The organism is Paracoccus sp. TOH (assembly GCF_030388245.1).
Classification (GTDB): Bacteria; Pseudomonadota; Alphaproteobacteria; order Rhodobacterales; family Rhodobacteraceae; genus Paracoccus; species Paracoccus simplex.
Genome location: NZ_CP098361.1, coordinates 1140302 through 1162217, shown reverse-complemented (window position 1 = coordinate 1162217; position 21916 = coordinate 1140302). Strand labels below are relative to the sequence as shown.

Below are 21916 nucleotides of genomic sequence, written 5' to 3'. Positions count from 1 at the left end.
GCGCAAGCCCCCGAACCGCAGAAGGACGCCGATGGTCGAACAGAACCTGTTGCTCTTGCTTGTTCTGACGCCATTCGTGTCGGCCGCGCTGGCGGCCACGCTTCCGATCGGGGCGCGCAACGCCGAAGCCTGGCTCGCCGGGCTGACCATGATCGTGGCGCTGGCCATCCTGATCGTGCTCTACCCGGCGGTGACGGACAATCAAAGCATCACCGGCACCTTCCACTGGATCAGTTCCATCGGCCTGGACCTGACCTTCCGCATCGACGGGTTTTCCTGGCTGTTCATGGTGCTGGTGGTGGGGATCGGCTTCCTGGTCATCCTCTATGCGCGCTATTACATGGCGCCCGACGACCCGGTGCCGCGGCTCTATTCCTGCCTGCTGGCCTTTTCCGGGGCCATGTCGGGGCTGCTGCTTTCGGGCAACATCATCATGCTGGTGGTGTTCTGGGAGCTGACCAGCCTGATCTCGTTCCTGCTGATCGGCTACTGGTTCCACCGGCAGGACGCGCGCGACGGGGCGCGGATGTCGCTGATCGTCACCGCCTCGGGCGGGCTGGGGCTGATGGTGGCGATGATCCTGATCGGACAGATCGTCGGCAGCTACGATCTCGACGCGGTGCTGAAGGCCGGGCCGCAGATCACCGGGCACCGGCTCTATCCGGTGATCCTGCTGCTGTTCCTGTTCGGGGCCTTCACCAAATCGGCGCAGTTCCCGTTCCATTTCTGGCTGCCCAATGCGATGGCGGCGCCGACGCCGGTCTCGTCCTACCTGCATTCGGCGACCATGGTGAAGGCCGGGGTCTTCGTGCTGCTGCGTTTCCATCCGGCGCTGGGCGGCACCGAGGCCTGGTTCCAGCTGGTGACCGGGATCGGCCTGACGACGCTGCTGCTGGGTGCGGTGGTGGCGCTGTTCCGCCACGATCTCAAGGGGCTGCTGGCCTATTCCACCATCAGCCATCTGGGGCTGATCACCGCGCTGGCCGGGATCGGCACCCCCTTCGCGCTGATCGCGGCCGTGTTCCATATCGTGAACCACGCGGTCTTCAAGGCATCGCTGTTCATGGCGGCCGGCATCATCGACCACGAGACCGGCACCCGCGACATGCGCCGGTTGTCCGGGCTGGCGCGCGCCATGCCGGTCACCGCGGCGCTGGCGATCATCGCCTCGGGCGCCATGGCCGGGGTGCCGCTGCTCAACGGTTTCCTGTCCAAGGAAATGTTCTTCGAGGCCACCTATCTGTGGAACAACGGCAGCCCACTGGACAATCTGGCGCCCTATGTCGCGGTGCTGGCCGGGGCATTCAGCGCCGCCTATTCGCTGCGCTTCATCGTCACGGTGTTCTTCGGCCCGCCGGCGACCGATCTGCCGCAGCAGCCGCACGAGCCGCCGTTGCTGATGCGCCTGCCGGTGGCGGTGCTGGTGGCGATCTGCCTGGGCATCGGCATGTTCCCGCAGCAGGTCCTGACCCCCTGGCTGCAAACCGCCAGCCAGGCCGTGGTCGGGCCCGGGCTGCCGGAATTCAGCCTGAAGGTCTGGCATGGCGTGACCCCGGCCCTGATCATGAGCCTGATCGCCATGACCTTGGGCACGCTGATCTATCTGCTGCCGCGCCGGCTGATCGATTCGGGCGAGGACGGCACGCGGCTGATGCGCCGGCTGGATTTCGGCCGTGGGTTCGACTGGCTGTTGCAGCTGCTCTCGATCCGCCTGCCGCGCCTGGCGCTGCGGGTGCTGTCGGCGAACGGGCTGCAGGCGCAGCTGCGCGCCATCGTGCTGCTGGGCCTGGCCGGGGCCTGGTTCGCGCTCGGCACGCTGGACTGGGTGGTGCCGATGCCCTCGGTCAGCTCGCGCGAGCTGGTCTTTGCCCTGCTGTGGCTGGTCGGCGGCACCTGCGCGCTTGGCGCCGCCTGGCAGGCGAAATACCACCGGTTCGCCGCACTGGTGCTGATGGGCGGTGCCGGGCTGGTGACCTGCGCCACCTTCGTCTGGCTCTCGGCCCCCGACCTGGCCGTGACCCAGCTGCTGGTCGAGATCGCGACCACCGCGCTTTTGCTGCTCGGCCTGCGCTGGCTGCCCAAGCGCAGCGCAGAGATCGCCGGCGACAACAACTTCGCCGCCCATTCGCGCCGCTTCCGCGACCTGCTGATCGCGCTGGCCTGCGGCAGCGGCATGACGGCGCTGGCGCTGGCGGTGCTGCTGACCCCGCCCGGCGCCTCGGTCGGCGACTGGTTCCTGCGCAACGCCTATGTCGAGGGCGGCGGCACCAATGTCGTCAACGTCATCCTGGTCGATTTCCGCGCCTTCGACACCTTCGGCGAGATCACGGTGCTGGCCGTGGTCGGGCTGACCGTCTATGCCCTGCTGCGCCGTTTCCGCCCGGCGCCGGAAAGCGTCGAGCGGCCGCGCCCGCAGCTCGATGCCGAGGAACAGGCGCTGGAAGCCTATCTCTTCGTGCCGGCGGTGCTGATGCAATGGATGTTCGCGCCGATCATCGCGCTTTCGGCCTATCTGTTCTTCCGCGGCCATGACCTGCCGGGCGGCGGCTTCGCGGCCGGGGTGACGCTGGCCATCGGCCTGCTGCTGCAATATGTCGCCGCGAATGTGCGCTGGGTCGAGGCGCGGCTGACCGTGCTGCCGGTGCGCTGGATGGCCTCGGGCCTGACCATCGCCGCGTCGGTGGGGGCCGGGGCCTGGATCTTCGGCTATCCGTTCCTCAGCGCCCATGCGCAGTACCTGGACATTCCGGTGATCGGCAAGGTGCCGTTCTCGACCGCGATGCTGTTCGATTTCGGGGTGTTCTCGCTGGTGCTGGGCGCCATCGTGCTGATGCTGATCGCCATCGCCCACCAGTCGCTGCGCGTCGCCCCGCGGCCGCGCCCCGCCGACGACACCGAGGAGGTCCGCTGATGGAACTGATCCTGGCCCTGGCCATCGGCGTGCTCTGCGGCTCGGGCGTCTGGCTGATCCTGCGGCCGCGCTCTTACCAGGTCATCGTCGGGCTGTGTCTGCTGGCCTATGGCGTGAACCTGTTCATCTTCGCCATGGGCCGGCTTTACATCGGCGCGGCGCCGATCATGCCCAAGGGCGGCTTCGTCGATCCCACCGCCTATGCCGATCCGCTGCCGCAATCGCTGGTGCTGACCGCCATCGTCATCAGCTTCGCCACCACGGCGCTGTTTCTTGTCGTCATGATCGCCGCGCGCGGCGTGGCCGGCACCGACCATGTCGATGGAAGGGAGCGCAAGCCATGATGAACGAAGGCATCGCCCCCAACCACCTGATGATCGCACCGATCCTGGTGCCGCTGGTCGCCGGCGCGATCATGCTGTTCTACAACGACCGCAACCGGCAGACCAAGCTGGTCATGGGGCTGGTGGCGGTCGGGCTGACCTTCCTGGCTTCGGTCGAGCTGATGGCCGGGGTGAAATCCGCGGGCGAGCAGGCCGGCACCGTGGTCGGCCTTTACCGGCTGGGGGACTGGCCAGTGCCGATCGGCATCGTGCTGGTGCTGGACCGGCTTTCGGCGATGATGGTGATGCTGACCGCATTGCTGGCGGCGCCGTCGCTGATCTATGCGGCGGCGGGCTGGCACGGCAAGGGCCAGCATTACCACAGCATGTTCCAGTTCCTGCTGGCCGGGGTGAACGGCGCCTTCCTGACCGGCGACCTGTTCAACCTTTTCGTGTTCTTCGAGGTGATGCTCGCGGCCTCCTACGGGCTGATGCTGCACGGCTCGGGCCCCGAGCGGATCAAGGCCGGGCTGCATTACATCGCGGTGAACCTGGCCGCCTCGCTGTTCTTCCTGATCGGGGTGGCGCTGGTCTATGGTACCACCGGCACGCTGAACATGGCCGATATCGGCCGGGCGCTCCACTGGCTCGACGATGCCGAGCGGATGCTGTTCCACGCCGCCGCAGCCTTCCTGGGGCTGGCCTTCCTGATCAAGGCCGCGGCCTGGCCGCTGTGTTTCTGGTTGCCGCCGACCTATGGCGCCGCCTCGCCGCCGGCCGCGGCCATCATGGCGATCATGACCAAGGTCGGCATCTATGTCATCCTGCGGCTGTCGCTTCTGGTGCTGGGGCCGGATGCCGGTCCCTCGGCCGGGTTCGGCGCGCCGGCGCTGATGATCGGCGGCGTGCTGACCATGGGCTTCGGCATGATCGGCATCCTGGGCACGCCGGAACTGACGCGCAAGGGCGGCTATCTGGCGATCATCTCCTCGGGCACGGTGCTGGCGGCGGTCGGCTTTGCCCAGGCGGGCGGCGGGCCGGGAATGCTGGGGGGGGCGCTTTACTACATGATCGGCTCGACCGCCGCCATCTCGGCCTTCTTCCTGATCGCCGAGCCGGTCAGCCGCGGAGACGGCGGCAATGACGACGCCCCGGCCGAGGACGTCGCCGACCCGCTCAGCGAACGCTGGGCGCCGATGGGGCTCGACACGGTCGAGGACATGACCGCCCCGGCCAGCACCCGCACGGTCAGCTGGCTGACCATGGCGATGTGCTTTGCCCTGGTGGCGGCGATGATCGCCGGCCTGCCGCCGATGCCGGGCTTCATCGGCAAGTTTGCCATCCTGCAGGGCGCGGTGCAGGACAACCTGCACGCCTCGGGCGCGCTGCCGGTGATCCTGTGGATCTATGCGGCCATGCTGATCCTGTCGGGACTGGGCGCGCTGATCGCGCTGATGCGCTTCGGCATCCGCCGCTTCTGGGCCGAGGAAGGCCCGACCCCGCGCATCCTGGCGCTCGAGGTGATCCCGGTGGTGCTGCTGCTGGCGATGATCGCCCTGCAGACGGTGCGCGCCGATGTGCTGCTCAACTACACCCGCGCCACCGCCGTGGCGCTGCTGGAGCCGGGGATCTATCGCAACGCGGTGCTGGCCGGGGCGCAGGACGTGCGCGCCGCGCCGGCCCAGAACAGCGCCCCCGATCCGACCGCCGCCGACGATGCCGACCAGATCGAGGAGGGCGGGGAATGAGCCGCGCCATTCCGCATCCGGTCCTGTCGCTTGCACTGGTGCTGATGTGGCTGGTGCTGACCAGCTTTTCGCTGGGCAACCTGCTGCTTGGCACCTTCATCGCCCTGATCGCCGGCTGGTCGGTCGAACACCTGCATCCGGCCAAGCCCAAGTTCCGCCGCTGGCTGGCCATTCCGCAGCTGTTCTTCATCGTGGCGCTGGACATCCTGCGCTCGAACATCGCGGTGGCGCGGGTTCTGATCCTGGGGCCGACCCACCCCGCCTATCACTCGGGCTTCGTCGAGCTGACCCTGCAACTGCGCGAACCGAACGCCATCGCCGTGCTGGCGATCATCCTGACCGCGACCCCCGGCACCGCCTGGATCGAGTTCGAGCAGGAAAGCGGCCGGCTGCTGCTGCATGTGCTGGACCTGCGCAGCGAGGACGACTGGCAGGATCTGGTCCGCAACCGTTACGAGGCGCTGCTCATGGAGATTTTCGAATGACCGCCGAAATCCTCCGCTTCGCCCTGGGCTATGCCCAGATCGCCCTGATCCTGGCCTTGGCGCTGGCCTGCTGGCGGATGCTGCGCGGGCCGCGCGCCCAGGACCGGGTGCTGGCGCTGGACACCATGTACATGAACGCCATGCTGCTGTTTTTGGTGATCGGCATGGGAAACGGCAACGTCTTCTTCTTCGAGGGCGCGCTGGTCATCGCCGTCCTGGGCTTCGTCACCACGGTCTGCGCGGCCAAGTTCCTGATGCGCGGCGAGGTGATCGAATGAGGCATCTCGAGCTTCTGCCGCCCTGGGCCGCGCTGATCGTCGCGCTGTTCGTCGTCATCGGCGCCACGCTGACCGTGCTGGGCGGGCTGGGGCTGGTGCGGCTGAAAAGCTTCTATCAGCGGCTGCACGCGCCGACGCTGGGCTACAGCTACGGCACGCTGCTCATCATCCTGGCCTCGATGCTGATGTTCACGCTGCTGGAAGGGCGCCTCATCATGCACGAGCTGATGGTCGGCATCTTCATCATGGCGACCACGCCGATCACGCTGTTGATGCTGGGCCGGGCGGCGCTGCGGCGCGACCGCGACACCAAGCTGGGCCATGACGAGGCGGTGCCGCCGCGCCCCCAGACCCAGGAGGGCCATCCGGCGGCGCCGCGCGACGTGACCGGCTATGGCGAGGGCGTGGTGGACGAGGGCCTGCTGCCCCACGGCGACGGGGAACCGGAACGGCGGCGCGGCGACTAGCGCCGCGATTCCGCCAGCACCGCCCGCAGCGCCGCCGGATCGACCGCATCGGTGACGAAGGCCTGGCCGATGCCGCGCGCCAGGATGAAGCGCAGCCGGCCGTCCTGCACCTTCTTGTCCTGTGCCATCAGCGCGACCAAAGCCTCGTCGTCGGGCAGCCCGCCGGGAATGTCGGCGATGCGCGAGGGCAGGCCCATGGCGGCGAAATGCGCCGCGACACGCGATGGCGCCTCTTGGCTGCACAGGCCCATCCGCGCCGACAGTTCGAAGGCCAGGGTGCAGCCGATGGCCACCCCCTCGCCATGCAGCAGGCGGTCGGAATAGCCGGTGGCCGATTCCAGCGCATGGCCGAAGGTATGGCCCAGGTTCAAGAGCGCGCGCTCGCCCTGCTCGGTTTCGTCGCGCTGGACGATGCCGGCCTTCATCTCGACCGAATGGCGCACGGCGCGCTGGCGCAGCGCCGGGTCGGCGGCCAGGGCGGCGGCATTGGCCTCGAGCCATTCAAAGAAGGATTCGTCGCCCAGCAGGCCGTATTTCGCCACTTCGCCATAGCCGGCGCGGAAATCGCGCGGGCTCAGCGTGCCCAGCACGTCGATATCGGCCAGCACCAGCGTCGGCTGGTGGAAGGCGCCGATCAGGTTCTTGCCCTGCGGGCTGTTGATGCCGGTCTTGCCGCCGACGGAACTGTCCACCTGCGCCAGCAGCGTGGTCGGGATCTGCACGAAGCGCACGCCCCGGCGCAGGATCGCGGCAGCGAAACCGGCCAGATCGCCGATCACCCCGCCGCCCAGCGCGATGACCAGGTCCTTGCGCTCGACCTTCTGCGCCAGCAGCCATTCCACGGCGCGGCCGAGTTCCGCCCAGCATTTCGTCGCCTCGCCGGCTGGCAGCGCCAGCGCCGGGGCCGCGATGCCCGCGCCGGCCAGCGCCTGCTGCAGCGCCGGCAGGTGCAGCGTCGCGACCGTCTCGTCGGTCAGGATGGCGACCCGGCGCCGGCCGGCCAGCGCCACGATCTCCTCGCCGGCGCGGGCCAGCAGGCCCTGGCCGATGCGCACGTCATAGGAACGCAGGCCCAGATCCACGTGAACGGTTTCGGTGCTCATTTGCCCTCCAGGATCGCGGGATCATGCGCCCGGATGGCGTCGAGCACGCGATTCGCGGTTTCTTCGATGCTGTCGCCGCGCTGCGCCGGGACGCGGATATCGGCCAGCGCATAGACCGGGCTGCGTTCGGCCAGCAGCCGCTCCAGCGTGCCGCGCGGGTCGGCGGTCTGCAGCAGCGGCCGGGTCGGCCGGTGGCGGACCCGGTGCCAGAGCGTGTCCGCGTCGCAATCCAGCCAGACCGAGACCCCCTGCTCGCCGATGCGGCTGCGGTTCTCGGGCCGCAGCCAGGCGCCGCCGCCGGTCGAGACGATGCCGCGTCCCGCGGCCAGGACCCGGCCCAGCACCTCCGATTCGCGGGCGCGGAAGAATTCCTCGCCGTCGCGGGCAAAGATTTCGGGGATGGTCATGGCGGCGGCGCGCTCGATCTCGGCATCGGTATCCGAGAACGGCCGGCGCAGCCGGCGCGCAAGCTCGCCGCCAATCGCGGTCTTGCCCGCCCCCATCATCCCGATCAGCACGATATTTCGCCGCATCACCCCACCGGACCCGTCATTTGCAACGGCTGTGACTGATGGCGTGATCTTTCGGGAAATGCCATATATATTTCGCGCGAACCGGCATGAGACCGGCAATGGATTGAGGCGGAAAGGGTATTTCATGCGGCTTTTGAAAGTGGTGGCGGTTCTGGTCCTGCTGATTCTGGCGGGTCTGGCGGGCTATGCCTATTTCGGCGACATGAGTTCGGACCCGCGCGAGATGCGGATGCCGGTCGAGCTGGACCTGGGCGCCGAGACGCCCGTCCCGGCCGAACCCGCCGAGCCGGCCCCCGGCCCGGAACAGGACGCGGCGGCCCAATCCGCGCCGCAGGCGGCCGGCACCGATGCGGGACAAGATGACCTCGACTGAACGCCCCTTTCTTGGCCTTGCGCTTGCCCTGGCGGCAGGCCTGGCTTCCGCACAGCCGGTTACGGCCAAGCCGCCGCTTTCGGCCAGCGACTGGCTGTCGGGCAGCGTGCAGCAGCCGGACAATATCTCATCCTGGCGGCCCGGCGACCCGCGCCCGCCCGAGCTGAAGCGGCAGAGCCGGCGCGACATCGCCCCCACCGGCGCGGTCGAGCCGGTCGGCGTGACCCGGCTGGGCGAGGGCAATCCGGACGGCAAGGGCACCGTCTCGCCCCGCGCCGCCGGCCTGCCGGGCGATCTGTGGGGCGACAGCGATTCGGCGGTGCTGGTGCAGTTGATCGGCCGCTCGGACCCGCGCCTGCCGGCGCTGCGGCGGCTGGAACGCCGCCTGCTGGCCGCGCAGCTGCGCCCACCCCGCGCCGAACCGGGGCAGGAAGGCGCGCTGTTCCTGGCCCGGGTGGACAAGCTGCTGGACATGGGTGCGACCGGCGCGGCCAAGGAATTGCTCAAGGCCGCCGGCCCGGGCGATCCCGAGCGGTTCCGCCGCCTGTTCGACATCGCCCTGCTTTCCGGCGACGAGGCGCAGGGCTGCGGCATCATGGACCGCACCCCGGGCGTCGCGCCCAGCTTCCCGGCCCGGATCTATTGCCTGGCGCTTGGCGGCGACTGGACCGCGGCGGCGCTGGTGTTCCATGGCGCCGAAACCATGGGCCAGATCGACCCGCCGATGGCGGCGCTGCTGGCGCATTATCTCGACGACGGCTATTCCGACGCCGCCGAGGAGCTGGTGCCGCCGCCGGTGGTCACGCCGCTGGAGCTGCGCCTGCACGAGGCGATCGGCCAGCCCCTGGCCTCGACCAGCCTGCCCCTGGCCTTCGCGCTGGCCGACCTGGACCAGAACGGCGGCTGGAAGGCGCGGCTGGATGCGGCAGAACGACTGGCCCGCGCCGGCGCCATCCCGGCCTCGCAGCTGCGGATGATCTATCTGGAACAGAAACCCGCCGCCTCGGGCGGGGTCTGGGACCGCGCCGAGGCCATGCAGGCGCTGAACGACGCGCTGACGCTGCGCGACAATGCCGCCGTCGCCAGGGCGCTGCCGCCGGCTTTCGAGGCCATGGTCGCGGCCGGGCTGGGCCCGGCGCTGGCCGAGATGGCGGGGGCCGAACTGGGCGCCCTGGGGCTGGACGGGCGCCCGGGCCGGATCGCGCTGTGGCTGGCATTGCAGGCGGCGCAGCCGCAGGTGGTGCCGGACCCGCCCGCCGACGACGCCCCGGCCTTCGATCTCTGGCTGCTGCGCTTTGCCGGCGGCGAGCCGGAAGCCGCCCCGCCCGAGGGCGAGGCGAGCGAGCGCGCGGCGCTGCTGTTCCCGGCCTTCCTGGGCCCTTCGGAACGGAACGTGCCGCAAGGCGCGGCGCAGCTCATCCTTGCCAACAAGCGCGGCGAGGCGCTGCTGGGCGCCATGGCCGATGTCGATGCCGGGCTGGACGGCGACCTGCCCCGCGCGGCGCAGGGATTGCGGGTGCTGCGCGTCCTGGGCCAGCAAGAGATCGCCCGGCAGGCCATGGTCGATCTGGTCCTGGCCCCGGTGTTGCTGCCCGAGCCGGGCAGCGGCGGCAGCACACCGTGAGCCGGCGATGACCGGCAACGGCGACGGGCGGGGCGATCAGGGCCGCATATCGGCCTTTCTGGACGCGCAGGCGGCCGAGGCCGGTGCCGCCCGCAACACCCTGTTGGCCTATGGCCGCGACCTGAAGGATTTCGCCGGCTGGCTGGATCGCCGCGGTCAGACCCTGCTTTCGGTCCCGCGCGAGGGGATCGAGGACTACCTGTCCTTTTGCGACGCGCAGGGCCTGTCGCGCGCGACGCGGGCGCGGCGGCTGGCCTCGATCCGGCAGATCATGCGCTTCGCGCTGGAAGAAGGTTGGCGCGAGGACGATCCCGCCGGCCGCATCAGCGGTCCGGGCCGCCAGCAGCGCCTGCCCAAGACGCTGGACCGGGCCGAGGTGCAGGCCATGTTCGACGCCCTGCCCCGGCTGGGCCGCAACGAGACCGAGCGTGCCCGCAACATGGTGCTGCTGGAACTGCTTTATGCCACCGGGATGCGGGTCAGCGAACTGGTGGCGCTGCCGGTCGGCGCCTGCCGCGGCGACCCGGCGCTGCTGCTGATCCGCGGCAAGGGCGGCAAGGAGCGCATGGTGCCGCTGAGCGACCCGGCCCGGCGCGCGCTGGCCGTTTGGCTGGCGCTGCGCGACCACGCACCCGAGGACAGCCCGCTGGGCCGGCTGGTCGCCGGCAAGGGCGCGCGCTGGCTGTTCCCCGCCCCCTCTCGCGAAGGCCACATGTCCCGGCAGGCAATGAACGGCCTGCTGGGCCAGCTTGCCAGCGCCGCCGGGATCGCCCCCTCCCGCGTCTCGCCGCATGTGCTGCGCCACGCCTTCGCCACGCATCTGCTGGAAGGCGGGGCCGACCTGCGCGCCATCCAGACGCTGCTGGGCCATGCCGACCTGGGCACGACCGAGATCTATACGCATGTGCTGGACGCAAGGATGCGCGACCTGGTGCTGAACCATCACCCGCTGGCCAAACGGCGCCGGAGCGACACGCCATGACCACCCTGATGACCGCGGCCGCCGCTGCCCCGGCCCCCGACCCCGCCGCTGCTGTCGGCCTGGCCGGCTATGACATGGCCTTCTGGCTGACCGGCGCCGCCATCCTGGTGTTGCTGGGGCTTTCCGCCTTCTTCTCTGGTTCCGAGACCGCGTTGACCGCCTCGAGCCGCAGCAAGCTGCGGGCACGGGCCGACAAGGGCGACGAGGGCGCGCAAAGGGCGCTGGCGGTGACCGAGGACAGCGAAAGCCTGATCGGCTCGATCCTGCTGGGCAACAATGTGGTCAACATCCTGGCCGCCAGCCTGGCCACCGCGCTGTTCACCCGGTTGCTGGGCTCCAGCGGCGTGGCGGCGGCCACGCTGGTGATGACGGCGCTGGTGCTGATCTTCTCCGAGGTGCTGCCCAAGACCTATGCCATCCTTGCGCCCGAGGATCTGGCCAGTCGCGTCGCCCGCCCGATCGGCGTCAGCACCCGCATCCTGGCCCCGGTGGTGACGGTGGTGCGGTTGGTGGTGCGCGGCATCCTGGCGCTGTTCGGGGTGCGCGCCGACCAATCCGGCCATGTCTTCTCGGTGCAGGAGGAGATCGCCGGCGCCCTGGCCATCGCCCAGTCCAGCGGCACCGTGCAGAAGGAGGAGCGCGACCGGCTGATGGGCGCGCTGGACCTGGGCGACCGCTCGGTCGAGGAGATCATGCTGCACCGCTCGCGGATCGAGATGATCGACGCCGACCTTGCCACCGAGGAGGTGCTGGACCGGGTGCTGAAAAGCCCGCACACCCGCCTGCCGGTCTATCGCGGCGAGCGCGAGAACGTCATCGGAGTGATCCACGCCAAGGATCTGCTGCGCGGGGTGCGCAAGGCGCTGCAGGAAACCGACCCCGAGGCGCTGCGCAATTTCGACGTGCTCAGCACTGCCATGCCGCCCTATTTCGTGCCCGACACCACGTCCCTGGACGAGCAGATGCGCGAATTCCTGAAACGGCACACGCATTTCGCGCTGGTGGTGGACGAATACGGCAGCCTGCGCGGGCTGATCACGCTCGAGGACATCCTGGAGGAGATCGTCGGCGAGATCACCGACGAACACGACACGGACGCCGCGCAATCGCTGGTGCCCAACCCGCAGGGCGATTACCTGGTCGACGGCGCCATGACCATCCGCGACCTGAACCGGGCGCTGGACTGGTCGCTGCCGGACGACGAGGCCAATACCGTCGCCGGGCTGGTGATCCACATGGCCCAGTCGATCCCCGCGCCGGGCCAGGTGTTCTCGTTCCAAGGCTATCGTTTCGAGGTGGTGGCGCGGCGCGAGAACCGCGTCACCCGCCTGCGCATCCGCCCCCTGGCCGAGGCGCCGTCAACCGGCGAGTCCGCCGCCGATCAATGATCGGCCATGCTGGCGGCGCGCTTGGCGTCGTCGGCGCTGCCGCCGGTGCCGTTGAAGAAAGCATTCAGCGCCACCGCCGCGATGGTGGCCAGCAGGATGCCCGATTCGATCAGCGGGTGGATGGCATGCGGCAGCCATTGCTTGAAGTCGGGCGCGATCAGCGGGATCATCCCGAAGCCAAGCGCCACCGCCACCACGAACAGGTTGTTGCGGTTGCCGGCGAAATCCACCGTCGAGAGGATGCGGATGCCGGTCGCGGCGACCATGCCGAACATCACCAGGCCGGCGCCGCCCAGCACCGGGGTCGGCAGCGATTCCACCGCCGCGCCCATTTTGGGCACCAGCCCGAACAGGATCAGGATCAGCCCGCCGGCGACGCAGATGAACCGGCTCTTGATGCCGGTGACGCCGACCAGGCCGACATTCTGGCTGAACGAGGTATAGGGGAAGGTGTTGAAGATGCCGCCGATCAGCGTGCCGAGGCCGTCGGTGCGCAGCCCGGCGCTGAGCCGCCGGGGCGTGATCTCGCGCCCCGTCATCTCGCCGAGCGCCAGGAACATGCCGGTCGATTCGATCATCACCACGATCATCACCAGCACCATGGTCACGATCAGCACCGGGTCAAAGATCGGCATGCCGAAATGGAAGGGCGCGACGATGCCGAACCAATGCGCCTCGGCCACCTTGTCGAAGGTCATCTGGCCCAGCACGATGGTCAGCGCCGCGCCGATCAGCATCCCCAGCAGCACGGCAATATTGGCGACGAAGCCGCGGCCAAGCCGCGCGATCAGCAGGATCGCCACCAGAACCACGCCCGAGATGGCGATGTTGATGGGCTGGGCGTAAAGCGGGTTCTGCACGCTGGGCGCCGGGGCGAAGCCCTCGGGCAGCGCCGGCACGGCGCCGGTTCCGGCCAGCTCCTTCAACTGGTTCAGCCAGCCCGCCGCCACCGGGTCCACCAGCTTGGGCGCGGTCGGCCCGACCGGGTTGCCGAAGATCCAGTTGATCCCCACCCGCATCAGCGTGACGCCGATCACCAGGATGATGGTGCCGGTCACCAGCGGCGGGAAGAATTTCAGCATCCGGCCGACGAAGGGCGCGATCAGCATGGCGACGATGCCGGCGCCGATGATGGCGCCGAAGATCATCCGCGCGCCGTCCGGCCCCGGATAGGCATTGGCCATCGCCACCATCGGCCCGACCGAGGCGAAGGTCACCCCCATCATCACCGGCAGCTGGATGCCGAACCAGCGCGTCACCCCCAGCGACTGGATGATGGTCGCGATGCCGCAGCAGAACAGATCGGCCGAAATCAGGAATGCCACATCCTCGGGCGACAGCTTCAGCGCCCGGCCGACGATCAGCGGCACCGCCACGGCGCCGGCATACATGACCAGCACATGCTGCAGGCCCAGCGTCGCCATGCGCAGCGGCGGCAGGATCTCGTCGACCGGCTCCACCGCGGATGTTGCAGACCTTGCCATCGGGGCCTCCCTGTCCAGATTGCTGGTTTTATTGACAGATTGCGGGCTCTCCAGTGCTTTGGCAATTCCTTTCTGACGATGTCGTGAGCAGACCCGCCGAGCAGCGCCCGCCGGACAACCCCGCCCGCCGCGCCTGCCGCAGCACCTTGTCCAGCCGCAGATCCGGCCAGGGCTCGGCTTGCGCCGCAAGTCGCCCTGCCACAGACGCGACGGCGGCCGGCGTGTCGGAGAAAGCGATGACCGGGCCCTTGCTTGCCAAAACGCAGGCACGGGAGAATTCGTCCGGCACGTATTTGGACGGCCGCGAGCAAGAGGACCAGGGATCGCCGTCCAGGATGCCGCCGCGCCGGACATGGATGGCAAACGGCTTGCCGCCGCCGGCGCCCCGGCGACGATGCGCAGACAGATCGGCCGGGCGCCGACCGATCCTGGCGAAAGCCGATGATGGAGACATCTCCAGCCATGCCAAACCGCCCGGTCCGAACCCATCGCGGCTTGCAACCGCGCGCCTGCCTGCCTATCAGGACGTGCCGCCATCCAACAGCACGGAAGCCCGATATGGACATCGCCGCCCGCCGCAAGGCCGATCCCGCCCACTGGCGCCTCGCCACCGCCATCCGCGCCCTTTCCATGGACGCCGTCGAGGCGGCGCAGTCCGGCCATCCCGGCATGCCGATGGGCATGGCCGACGTCGCCACGGTCCTGTTCCGCAACCACCTGAAATTCGACGCCGCCGCGCCGAACTGGTTCGACCGCGACCGCTTCGTGCTGTCCGCCGGTCACGGCTCGATGCTGATCTATTCGCTGCTCTACCTGACCGGCTACGAACAGATGTCGCTCGATCAGATCCGCAACTTCCGGCAATGGGGCGCCATCACCGCCGGCCATCCCGAATACGGCCATGCCGAGGGGGTCGAGACCACCACCGGCCCGCTGGGCCAGGGCATCGCCACCGCCGTCGGCTTCGCCATCGCCGAGGAGGCGATGCGCGCCCAGTTCGGCGCCGACCTGTGCAGCCACAAGACCTGGGTCATCGCCGGCGACGGTTGCCTGATGGAGGGCATCAGCCAGGAGGCGATCGGCCTGGCCGGCCACCAGAAGCTGAAGAACCTGATCGTCCTTTGGGACAACAACGACATCACCATCGACGGCCGGGTGTCGCTGTCGGATTCGACCGACCAGCTGAAACGCTTCGAGGCCTCGGGCTGGCGCACGCTGTCCTGCGACGGCCACGACCCGGCCGATATCGAGCGCGCGCTTTCCGACGCCGCCAGCGCCCAGGACGACCGCCCGGTGCTGGTCGCCTGCAAGACCATCATCGGCTACGGCGCGCCGAAGAAGCAGGACAGTTCCGGCGCCCATGGCTCGCCGCTGGGGGCCGAGGAGATCGCCGCCGCCCGCGCCGCCTTCGGCTGGGAACACGGACCCTTCGTGATCCCCGAGGACATCCTGGCCGACTGGCGCGCCATCGGCGCCCGCGGCCGCGAGGCGCGCGAAGCCTGGGCCACCCGCGTCGATGCGGCCCAGAACCGCGACGAATTCGCCCGCCGCATTTCGGGCGGCGTCAGCGACCGGCTGGCGCCCACCATCGCCGCGCTCAAGGAACAAGCGCTGGCCGCCAAGCCCAAACTCGCGACCCGCAAGGCCAGCGAAATGGTGCTGGAGGTCATCAACCCCGAACTGCCCGAAACCCTCGGCGGCTCGGCCGACCTGACCGGCTCGAACAACACTAAGACCAAGGATCTGGGCGCCTTCACGCCGGAGAACCGCACCGGCCGCTATGTCTATTACGGCATCCGCGAACATGGCATGGCGGCGGCGATGAACGGCATCTGGCTGCATGGCGGCCTGCGCCCCTATGGCGGCACCTTCATGTGCTTCACCGATTATGCCCGCGGCGCCATGCGGCTTTCGGCGCTGATGGGCCTGCCGGTGACCTATGTCATGACCCATGACAGCATCGGCCTGGGCGAGGACGGCCCGACCCACCAGCCGGTCGAACACCTGGCGATCTGCCGCGCCACGCCCAACACCCTGACCCTGCGCCCCTGCGACCTGGTCGAGACCGCCGAGGCCTGGGAAATCGCGTTGTCGAGCGAATCCACCCCGATGGTCATGGCCCTGTCGCGCCAGAACCTGCCGACGCTGCGCGAAACCGCGGGCGAGAACCTGACCGCCCGCGGTGCCTATGTGCTGCGCGAAGCCAGCGCCACGCCCCGGGTGATCCTGATGGCCTCGGGCTCCGAGGTCGAGATCGCCGTCGCCGCGCGCGAGACGCTCGAGGCCGAGGGCGTGCCGACCCGCGTGGTCTCGGTGCCGTCGATGGAGCTTTTCCGTGACCAGGACGCGGAATACCGCCGGCAGGTCCTGCCCGCCGGCACGGTGCGCGTCGCCATCGAGGCGGCGGTGCGCCAGCCCTGGGACTGGCTGCTGCTGGGCGAACGCGGCCGCGAGGAAGCCTCCGGCTTCATCGGCATGACCGGCTTCGGCGCCTCGGCCCCGGCCCCGACGCTTTACAAGGAATTCGGCATCACCGCCGAGGCGGCCGCCGCCGAGGCCCGCCGCCTGCTCGGCTAAACCCCTGGGGCCGCGCCCGCACGACGCGCGGCCCTTTTTCATCCGGCCGGCGGCTTCTTCGTGTCCCAGGCACGCATGCCGGGCGCCCCGGAAAGCCACCCCGCCCGGCTTTCACCGTTTTCCAAATACCCCTGCCCCCGCGCGGCCGGGGCACTCGCGCTGCCCCCATGGACCCCGCCGCCGCCCGAAGGCATAACGGCGGCACGAGGGACCTGCCATGACACCGCCCGAACCCAGCCCCGGCGCCTTGCCGCAGATCCTCGCCCCCGCGGGCGATCCGGGCCGCACCACGCAACTGCGCGGCATCCTGCTGCTGCTCTTGGCGATCTTCCTGTTCACGCTGATGGACGCGACCGGCAAGCATCTCTCGACGCTCTACCACCCGGTGCAGGTGGTCTGGGCCCGCTTCGTCACCAATCTGGCCATCGTCGCGGTCATTCTCGCGCCGCGGCTGCGCAGCGCGCTCGCCACCCGGCGGCCGGGGGTGCAGTTCTTCCGCGGCGTCACGCAGCTCGGCTCGATCCTGCTGTTCTTCAGCGCGCTGCAATTCATCGGACTGGCCGAGGCCACCGCGATCATGGACATCAACCCGGTGCTGATCACGCTGGGCGCCGCGATCTTCCTGGGCGAATCCATCGGCATTCGCCGCATTCTCGGCATCCTCGCCGCGCTTTGCGGCGCGCTGATCATCATCCGCCCCGGCGCCGGCGTCTTCCATCCGGCGGCGCTGCTGGCGCTGGTCGCGGCCTTCACCTATGCCGCCGGCGCGATCCTGACCCGCATCGCCCGCAGCGATTCCACCGCCACCTCGGTGCTGTGGTCGGCGCTGGTCGGCTCGGTGCTGTCCTCGCTGGCGGTGCCGTTCTTCTGGCAGCCCGTCGCCGCCGGCGATCTCTGGGCCTTCCTGCTGCTTGGCAGCCTTGGCACGGTGGCGCAGGCGCTGCTGATCCGGGCCTTCGCCCTGGCCGAGGCCGCCGCCATCGCCCCCTTCGGCTATACCGGGCTGATCTGGGCCGGGATCTGGGGCTGGCTCATCTGGGGCACCCTGCCCGACCTCTGGACCTTTGTCGGCGCGTTGATCATCGTGGCGGCGGGACTATATGTCTGGATGCGCGAGGCCCGCGCGATGAACCGGGCCGCCTGAACAGGACCGCGATGAGCGAGACCGACACACCCGAGCCGGTGGCCCTGCGCGACCGCATCGCCAACGGCGCCTTCCTTGCCATCATGGGCCTGGCGCGGCTGCTGCCCTATCGGCGGCGCATCCCGGCGATGGGCTGGCTCTTTGCCCATGCGTTGGGACCGCTGGCCGGCTGGCGCAGCCGCATCCGCGTCAACCTGGCCAGGGCCCGGCCCGACCTGACAGAAGCTCAGGTGCGCTACCTGCTTCGCGCCGTGCCCGCCAATGCCGGCCGGTCGCTGGCCGAGATCTATTCCGGCACCGAGTTCACCGACCGCATCCACGCCTCGGACCCGCTGACCGGCCCCGGCCTGCCGGCGCTGGAACAGGCGGCGCAGGCCGGCCGCCCGGTGATCCTGGCGGTGGCGCATTTCGGCAATTACGACGCCATGCGCGCCGCGCTTTCGGGGCGCGGCTGGCCGGTCGGCGCGCTCTACCGGCCGATGAACAACGAAGCCTTCAACCGCCATTACATCCCCGCCATGCGCGCCATCGCCGAGCCGATGTTCCCGCGCGGCCGCGCCGGGCTGGCCGCCATGCTGCGCTTTCTGAAGGGCGGCGGCTGGATGGCGCTGGGCTTCGACCAGTTCGACGACCACGGCACCGAGCTGCGCTTTTTCGGCCTGCCGACCAAAACGGTGCTGACCCCGGCCGAGCTGGCGCTGCGCTATGACGCGCTGATCCTGCCCATCGCCGGGGTGCGCCAGCCCGACGGGCTGAGCTTTCGCGTCGAGGTCGGCGAGCCGGTCGCGCACAGCGATGCGGCGACCATGATGCAGGCGCTGAACGACGACCTGGAACGCCTGGTGCGCGCCCATATGGAGCAATGGTTCTGGGTCCACCGGCGCTGGAAACGCCGGCGCTAGACGGCAAATCCCTTTCCCTCGGCTTCCAGTCCGGTTTATAAGCCCCGCAAGCCGCCGCGCAGAGAACGCGGCCCCATGAACGACATCCAGAGGACGGCATGAGCGACGATTCCAAACAAGCTGGTCACGAAAAGCGTCATCACGAAGGCGACGTCGCCTTCATCCAGGCCCTTGCCGAGCTGCTCAACCGCAACGAACTGACCGAACTGACCGTCAAGCGCGAATATGACGAGAACGACCGCCTGACCGTCAGCCTGTCGAAACAGAACAAGCAGATCATCCAGACCGTGGCCGCCCCGGCCGCGCCGCAAGCCCCGGCGGCTACCGCCTCCGCCGCCCCGGCCGCCCCTGCCCCGTCCGCGGCCGGCAACGAGGATCCGGCCAGCCTGCCCGGCGTCGTGACCTCGCCCATGGTCGGCACCGCCTATCTGGCGCCCGAGCCCGGCGCGGCGGCCTTCGTCGCCGTCGGCCAGCAGGTCAAGGAAGGCGAGACGCTGATGATCGTCGAGGCGATGAAGACCATGAACCACATCCCCGCGCCGCGTTCCGGCACGGTCAAGCGCATCCTCGTCGACGACGGCAGCCCGGTCGAGTTCGGCGCCCCCCTGATGGTCGTCGAGTGAGGCCGGGATGTTCGACAAGATCCTGATCGCCAATCGCGGCGAGATCGCGCTGCGCGTCATCCGCGCCTGCCGCGAGATGGGCATCGCCTCGGTCGCGGTGCATTCCACCGCCGATGCCGATGCCATGCATGTGCGCATGGCCGACGAATCCGTCTGCATCGGCCCGCCGCCCTCGACCGACAGCTACCTGTCCATGCCCGCCATCATCTCGGCCTGCGAGATCACCGGCGCCCAAGCCATCCATCCCGGCTACGGCTTCCTGTCGGAAAACGCCGGCTTCGTGCAGATGGTCGAGGATCACGGCATCACCTTCATCGGCCCGTCGGCGGAACATATCCGCATCATGGGCGACAAGATCACCGCCAAGGAAACCGCGAAATCGCTGGGCATCCCGGTGGTGCCCGGCTCGGAGGGCGGGGTGCCGGACGTGGCGGCCGCCAAGCGCGTCGCGGCCGAGATCGGCTATCCGGTCATCATCAAGGCGACCGCCGGCGGCGGCGGGCGCGGCATGAAGGTGGCGCTGGACGAGGCGGCACTGGAAAACGCCTTCCGCACCGCCCGGGCCGAGTCGAAGGCCGCCTTCGGCAATGACGAGGTCTATATCGAGAAATATCTGCAGCGCCCGCGCCATATCGAGATCCAGGTCTTCGGCGACGGCCGCGGCAAGGCCGTGCACCTGGGCGAACGCGACTGCTCGCTGCAGCGCCGCCACCAGAAGGTGCTGGAGGAAGCCCCGGGTCCGGTCATCACGCCCGAGCAGCGCGCCCGCATCGGCGGCATCTGCGCCAATGCCATGGCGAAGCTCGGCTATCGCGGCGCCGGCACCATCGAGTTCCTGTTCGAGGACGGCGAGTTCTACTTCATCGAAATGAACACCCGCCTGCAGGTCGAACATCCGGTGACCGAGGCGATCTTCGGCGTCGACCTGGTCCGCCAGCAGATCCTGGTCGCCTCGGGCGAGGACATGGAGTTCCGTCAGGAGGATCTCGAGATCCGCGGCCATGCCATCGAGGTGCGGATCAATGCCGAGCGGCTGCCGAACTTCATTCCCTCGCCCGGCACCATCTCGCAATATCACGCGCCGGGCGGCCTGGGCGTGCGGATGGACAGCGCCATCTATGACGGCTATCGTATCCCGCCCTATTACGACAGCCTGATCGGCAAGCTGATCGTGCATGGCCGCGACCGGCCCGAGGCGCTGGCCCGGCTGAACCGTGCGCTTGGCGAGCTGATCGTGGACGGGGTGGACACCACCGTGCCGCTGTTCCGCGCCCTGATCGAGAATCCCGACATCCAGAGCGGCGACTATTCGATCCACTGGCTGGAGCGCTGGCTGGCCGAGATGGCCGCCGCCTGAGCCATGCTGGTGCGGCCGGCACGATCCGGAGGCCGCGCATGAGCAGCGGCTTGACGGCCGAACGGATGCTGGCCGCCTATGCGCAGGGCGTGTTTCCGATGGCGCAATCCGCCACCGATCCGCAGCTCTACTGGTTCGACCCGGCGCTGCGCGGCATCCTGCCGGTGGGCGGGGTGCATATCTCGCGCTCGATGCGGCGCTTCCTGCGGCATTGCGACTGGCGGGCCAGCATCGACCGCGATTTCACCGGCACCGTACTGGGCTGCGCCGACCGCGAGGAGACCTGGATCAACAAGCCGCTTTTCGCGCTTTACCGCGAGCTGCACCGCCTGGACCATGCCCATTCGCTCGAGGTCTATGCCGGCGATGAACTGATCGGCGGCATGTTCGGCCTGACCCTGGGCGGGGCTTTCTTCGCCGAAAGCATGTTCTCGCGGCGCAGCAATGCCTCGAAGGCGGCGATGATCTGGATGTCGGCGCATCTGGCGCGCTGCGGTTTCACGCTGTGGGACACGCAATATCCCAACCCGCACCTGGCCTCGATGGGCGGGCTGACCATTCCCAAGGTGGAATACCGCCACCGGCTTGCCGCGGCGCTGCGGGTCCGGGCCGATATCCGGGCGCATCGCCTGCCCAGCCCTCAGGCGCTGCTGCAGGACAGAACCCAGACGTCATAGCGGGAATCATCCAGCGCCGAAAGCGCCGGGGACGAGGCGATCATCCAGCCGGAAAACAGCCGCGCATTGGCGCGCCGGTCGATGATCGTCAGCTCGGCATAGGCGTCCGAACTGGGATCGGCGGCCGGATAGCGGCATTCGGCCAGGCTGACCTCGAGCCGGCCGAACTCGGCTGTCTGGCCGATCGCCAGGTTGAAATCCTCGGTGCGGCCGGTGATCTTGTCGAGCCCGCGCAGCTGCGCGCCATTGCCGCGCGCGGTTTCCGGGCCACGGGCGGCCTCGGCGGCGCGCTGGCGCTCGGCGGCCGAGGGCTCGGCCGGGACCACCGCGTCGGGATCGTCGCTGAAGGCCGGGTCGACCATCAGATGCTGGTCCTCGGCCGGCGGTTCCTCCTCCTGCGCGCGTACGGGAGTGGCGAAGGCGGTGGCGGCCAGCAGCAGGCACAGGCAGGTCCGGGCCAGAAGATCGGTCATGTTCCATCCTCCGAGCTTTGCGAATCCACGAATTTCATCATCAGCGAGATCAGGCTGACGGCGCCCTGCACGTCCTCGATCTCGTCGCCGGGCTGCAGGTCGTCGGGCGCGCCGCCGGGCTGCAGCTCGATATAGGCGCCGCCCAGCAGCCCGTCCGACTGGATCAGCGCGGCGCTGTCGCTGGGCAGGCGGATTTCGGGCGGCAGCCGCAGCCGGGCCTCGGCGTAATAGGTCTGCGGGTTCAGCTCGACCGCCGCGACGCGGCCGACGCGCACGCCCGCGACCCTGACCTCGGTGCCGACCTCGATGCCGTCGACATTCGGAAAGGCCGCCCGCAACTCATAGCCGCCGCCCAGCCGGGCGGTCAGCGGGCTGCCGGAGGTGGACCAGGCCAGAAAGCCGGCAGCGACGGCCAGAACGGCCGCGCCAACCCAAAGCTCGGCCCGTTCCGCGGCGCTGTTCAT

22 protein-coding genes are annotated in these 21916 nt (G+C 69.4%); 16 read left to right on the top strand and 6 right to left on the bottom strand.

Annotation, left to right across the window (positions count from 1 at the left end):
• The first annotated feature begins 31 nt into the window (after window positions 1-31).
• Genes NBE95_RS16365 through mnhG form a run of 6 tightly spaced genes read left to right on the top strand, consistent with a single transcriptional unit; the run spans window position 32 to window position 6212 of the window.
• Window positions 32-2911: a monovalent cation/H+ antiporter subunit A gene (locus NBE95_RS16365; RefSeq protein WP_289895301.1), complete on the top strand. Its 2880-nt coding sequence runs from the start codon at window positions 32-34 to the stop codon at window positions 2909-2911.
• The gene (locus NBE95_RS16360) at window positions 2911-3255 is read left to right on the top strand and encodes a Na+/H+ antiporter subunit C (RefSeq protein WP_019351253.1); all 345 of its coding nucleotides are present in this window, start codon (window positions 2911-2913) and stop codon (window positions 3253-3255) included. The genes NBE95_RS16365 and NBE95_RS16360 overlap by 1 nt, the downstream gene beginning before the upstream one ends.
• Window positions 3252-4982, top strand: coding sequence for a monovalent cation/H+ antiporter subunit D (locus tag NBE95_RS16355; RefSeq protein WP_289895300.1), 1731 nt, complete (start codon window positions 3252-3254; stop codon window positions 4980-4982). Before NBE95_RS16360 ends, NBE95_RS16355 begins: the two co-directional genes overlap by 4 nt.
• Window positions 4979-5467 (top strand): Na+/H+ antiporter subunit E, encoded by a 489-nt coding sequence (locus tag NBE95_RS16350; protein ID WP_019353229.1) that lies wholly within the window; start codon window positions 4979-4981, stop codon window positions 5465-5467. Before NBE95_RS16355 ends, NBE95_RS16350 begins: the two co-directional genes overlap by 4 nt.
• Complete coding sequence (locus NBE95_RS16345; protein WP_289895299.1) at window positions 5464-5745, top strand: K+/H+ antiporter subunit F; 282 nt, start codon at window positions 5464-5466, stop codon at window positions 5743-5745. The genes NBE95_RS16350 and NBE95_RS16345 overlap by 4 nt, the downstream gene beginning before the upstream one ends.
• A complete protein-coding gene (gene mnhG, locus NBE95_RS16340; RefSeq protein ID WP_289895298.1) occupies window positions 5742-6212 on the top strand; it encodes a monovalent cation/H(+) antiporter subunit G in 471 nt (156 codons plus the stop codon). The genes NBE95_RS16345 and mnhG overlap by 4 nt, the downstream gene beginning before the upstream one ends.
• Here the strand turns inward: mnhG and aroB are convergent.
• Complete coding sequence (gene aroB, locus NBE95_RS16335) at window positions 6209-7315, bottom strand: 3-dehydroquinate synthase (RefSeq protein WP_289895297.1); 1107 nt, start codon at window positions 7313-7315, stop codon at window positions 6209-6211. The genes mnhG and aroB overlap by 4 nt on opposite strands.
• Entirely contained in the window at window positions 7312-7848 is a 537-nt protein-coding gene (locus tag NBE95_RS16330) for a shikimate kinase (protein ID WP_289895296.1), read from the bottom strand. The genes aroB and NBE95_RS16330 overlap by 4 nt, the downstream gene beginning before the upstream one ends.
• 124 nt (window positions 7849-7972) lie before the next feature.
• Between NBE95_RS16330 and NBE95_RS16325 the strand changes: the two genes are divergently transcribed.
• The 4 genes from NBE95_RS16325 to NBE95_RS16310 all read left to right on the top strand — a co-directional run bounded on the left by NBE95_RS16325 (window position 7973) and on the right by NBE95_RS16310 (window position 12215).
• On the top strand, window positions 7973-8221 hold the full coding sequence (locus NBE95_RS16325; protein WP_289895295.1) for a hypothetical protein: 249 nt from the start codon (window positions 7973-7975) through the stop codon (window positions 8219-8221).
• Window positions 8208-9845: a hypothetical protein gene (locus NBE95_RS16320; protein ID WP_289895294.1), complete on the top strand. Its 1638-nt coding sequence runs from the start codon at window positions 8208-8210 to the stop codon at window positions 9843-9845. The genes NBE95_RS16325 and NBE95_RS16320 overlap by 14 nt, the downstream gene beginning before the upstream one ends.
• Window positions 9846-9852: 7 nt before the next feature.
• The gene (locus NBE95_RS16315) at window positions 9853-10827 is read left to right on the top strand and encodes a tyrosine recombinase (RefSeq protein ID WP_289895293.1); all 975 of its coding nucleotides are present in this window, start codon (window positions 9853-9855) and stop codon (window positions 10825-10827) included.
• Between the two features lie 74 nt (window positions 10828-10901).
• On the top strand, window positions 10902-12215 hold the full coding sequence (locus NBE95_RS16310) for an HlyC/CorC family transporter (RefSeq protein ID WP_289895949.1): 1314 nt from the start codon (window positions 10902-10904) through the stop codon (window positions 12213-12215).
• Here NBE95_RS16310 and NBE95_RS16305 read toward each other — a convergent pair.
• Together NBE95_RS16305 and NBE95_RS16300 are read right to left on the bottom strand one after the other, a co-directional pair.
• Window positions 12209-13699, bottom strand: coding sequence for a nucleobase:cation symporter-2 family protein (locus NBE95_RS16305; protein WP_289895292.1), 1491 nt, complete (start codon window positions 13697-13699; stop codon window positions 12209-12211). The two genes, NBE95_RS16310 and NBE95_RS16305, sit on opposite strands and share 7 nt — an antisense overlap.
• 28 nt (window positions 13700-13727) lie before the next feature.
• Entirely contained in the window at window positions 13728-14168 is a 441-nt protein-coding gene (locus NBE95_RS16300; protein ID WP_289895291.1) for a hypothetical protein, read from the bottom strand.
• A gap of 89 nt (window positions 14169-14257) precedes the next feature.
• Between NBE95_RS16300 and tkt the strand changes: the two genes are divergently transcribed.
• From tkt to aat, 6 genes are all read left to right on the top strand, one after another.
• Complete coding sequence (gene tkt / locus NBE95_RS16295) at window positions 14258-16276, top strand: transketolase (RefSeq protein ID WP_289895290.1); 2019 nt, start codon at window positions 14258-14260, stop codon at window positions 16274-16276.
• Window positions 16277-16493: 217 nt separating this feature from the next.
• Window positions 16494-17420 (top strand): DMT family transporter, encoded by a 927-nt coding sequence (locus NBE95_RS16290; RefSeq protein WP_289895289.1) that lies wholly within the window; start codon window positions 16494-16496, stop codon window positions 17418-17420.
• A gap of 11 nt (window positions 17421-17431) precedes the next feature.
• Window positions 17432-18322, top strand: a complete 891-nt coding sequence (locus NBE95_RS16285) for a lysophospholipid acyltransferase family protein (protein ID WP_289895288.1) — start codon at window positions 17432-17434, stop codon at window positions 18320-18322.
• A gap of 98 nt (window positions 18323-18420) precedes the next feature.
• A complete protein-coding gene (accB, locus tag NBE95_RS16280) occupies window positions 18421-18945 on the top strand; it encodes an acetyl-CoA carboxylase biotin carboxyl carrier protein (protein ID WP_289895287.1) in 525 nt (174 codons plus the stop codon).
• A 7-nt stretch (window positions 18946-18952) separates the two neighbouring features.
• Window positions 18953-20302, top strand: coding sequence for an acetyl-CoA carboxylase biotin carboxylase subunit (gene accC, locus NBE95_RS16275; protein ID WP_289895286.1), 1350 nt, complete (start codon window positions 18953-18955; stop codon window positions 20300-20302).
• Window positions 20303-20340: 38 nt separating this feature from the next.
• Window positions 20341-20979, top strand: coding sequence for a leucyl/phenylalanyl-tRNA--protein transferase (gene aat / locus NBE95_RS16270; protein WP_289895285.1), 639 nt, complete (start codon window positions 20341-20343; stop codon window positions 20977-20979).
• Here aat and NBE95_RS16265 read toward each other — a convergent pair.
• Entirely contained in the window at window positions 20943-21452 is a 510-nt protein-coding gene (locus NBE95_RS16265; protein ID WP_289895284.1) for a DUF2155 domain-containing protein, read from the bottom strand. The two genes, aat and NBE95_RS16265, sit on opposite strands and share 37 nt — an antisense overlap.
• Window positions 21449-21916 (bottom strand): outer membrane lipid asymmetry maintenance protein MlaD, encoded by a 468-nt coding sequence (gene mlaD / locus NBE95_RS16260; protein ID WP_289895283.1) that lies wholly within the window; start codon window positions 21914-21916, stop codon window positions 21449-21451. The genes NBE95_RS16265 and mlaD overlap by 4 nt, the downstream gene beginning before the upstream one ends.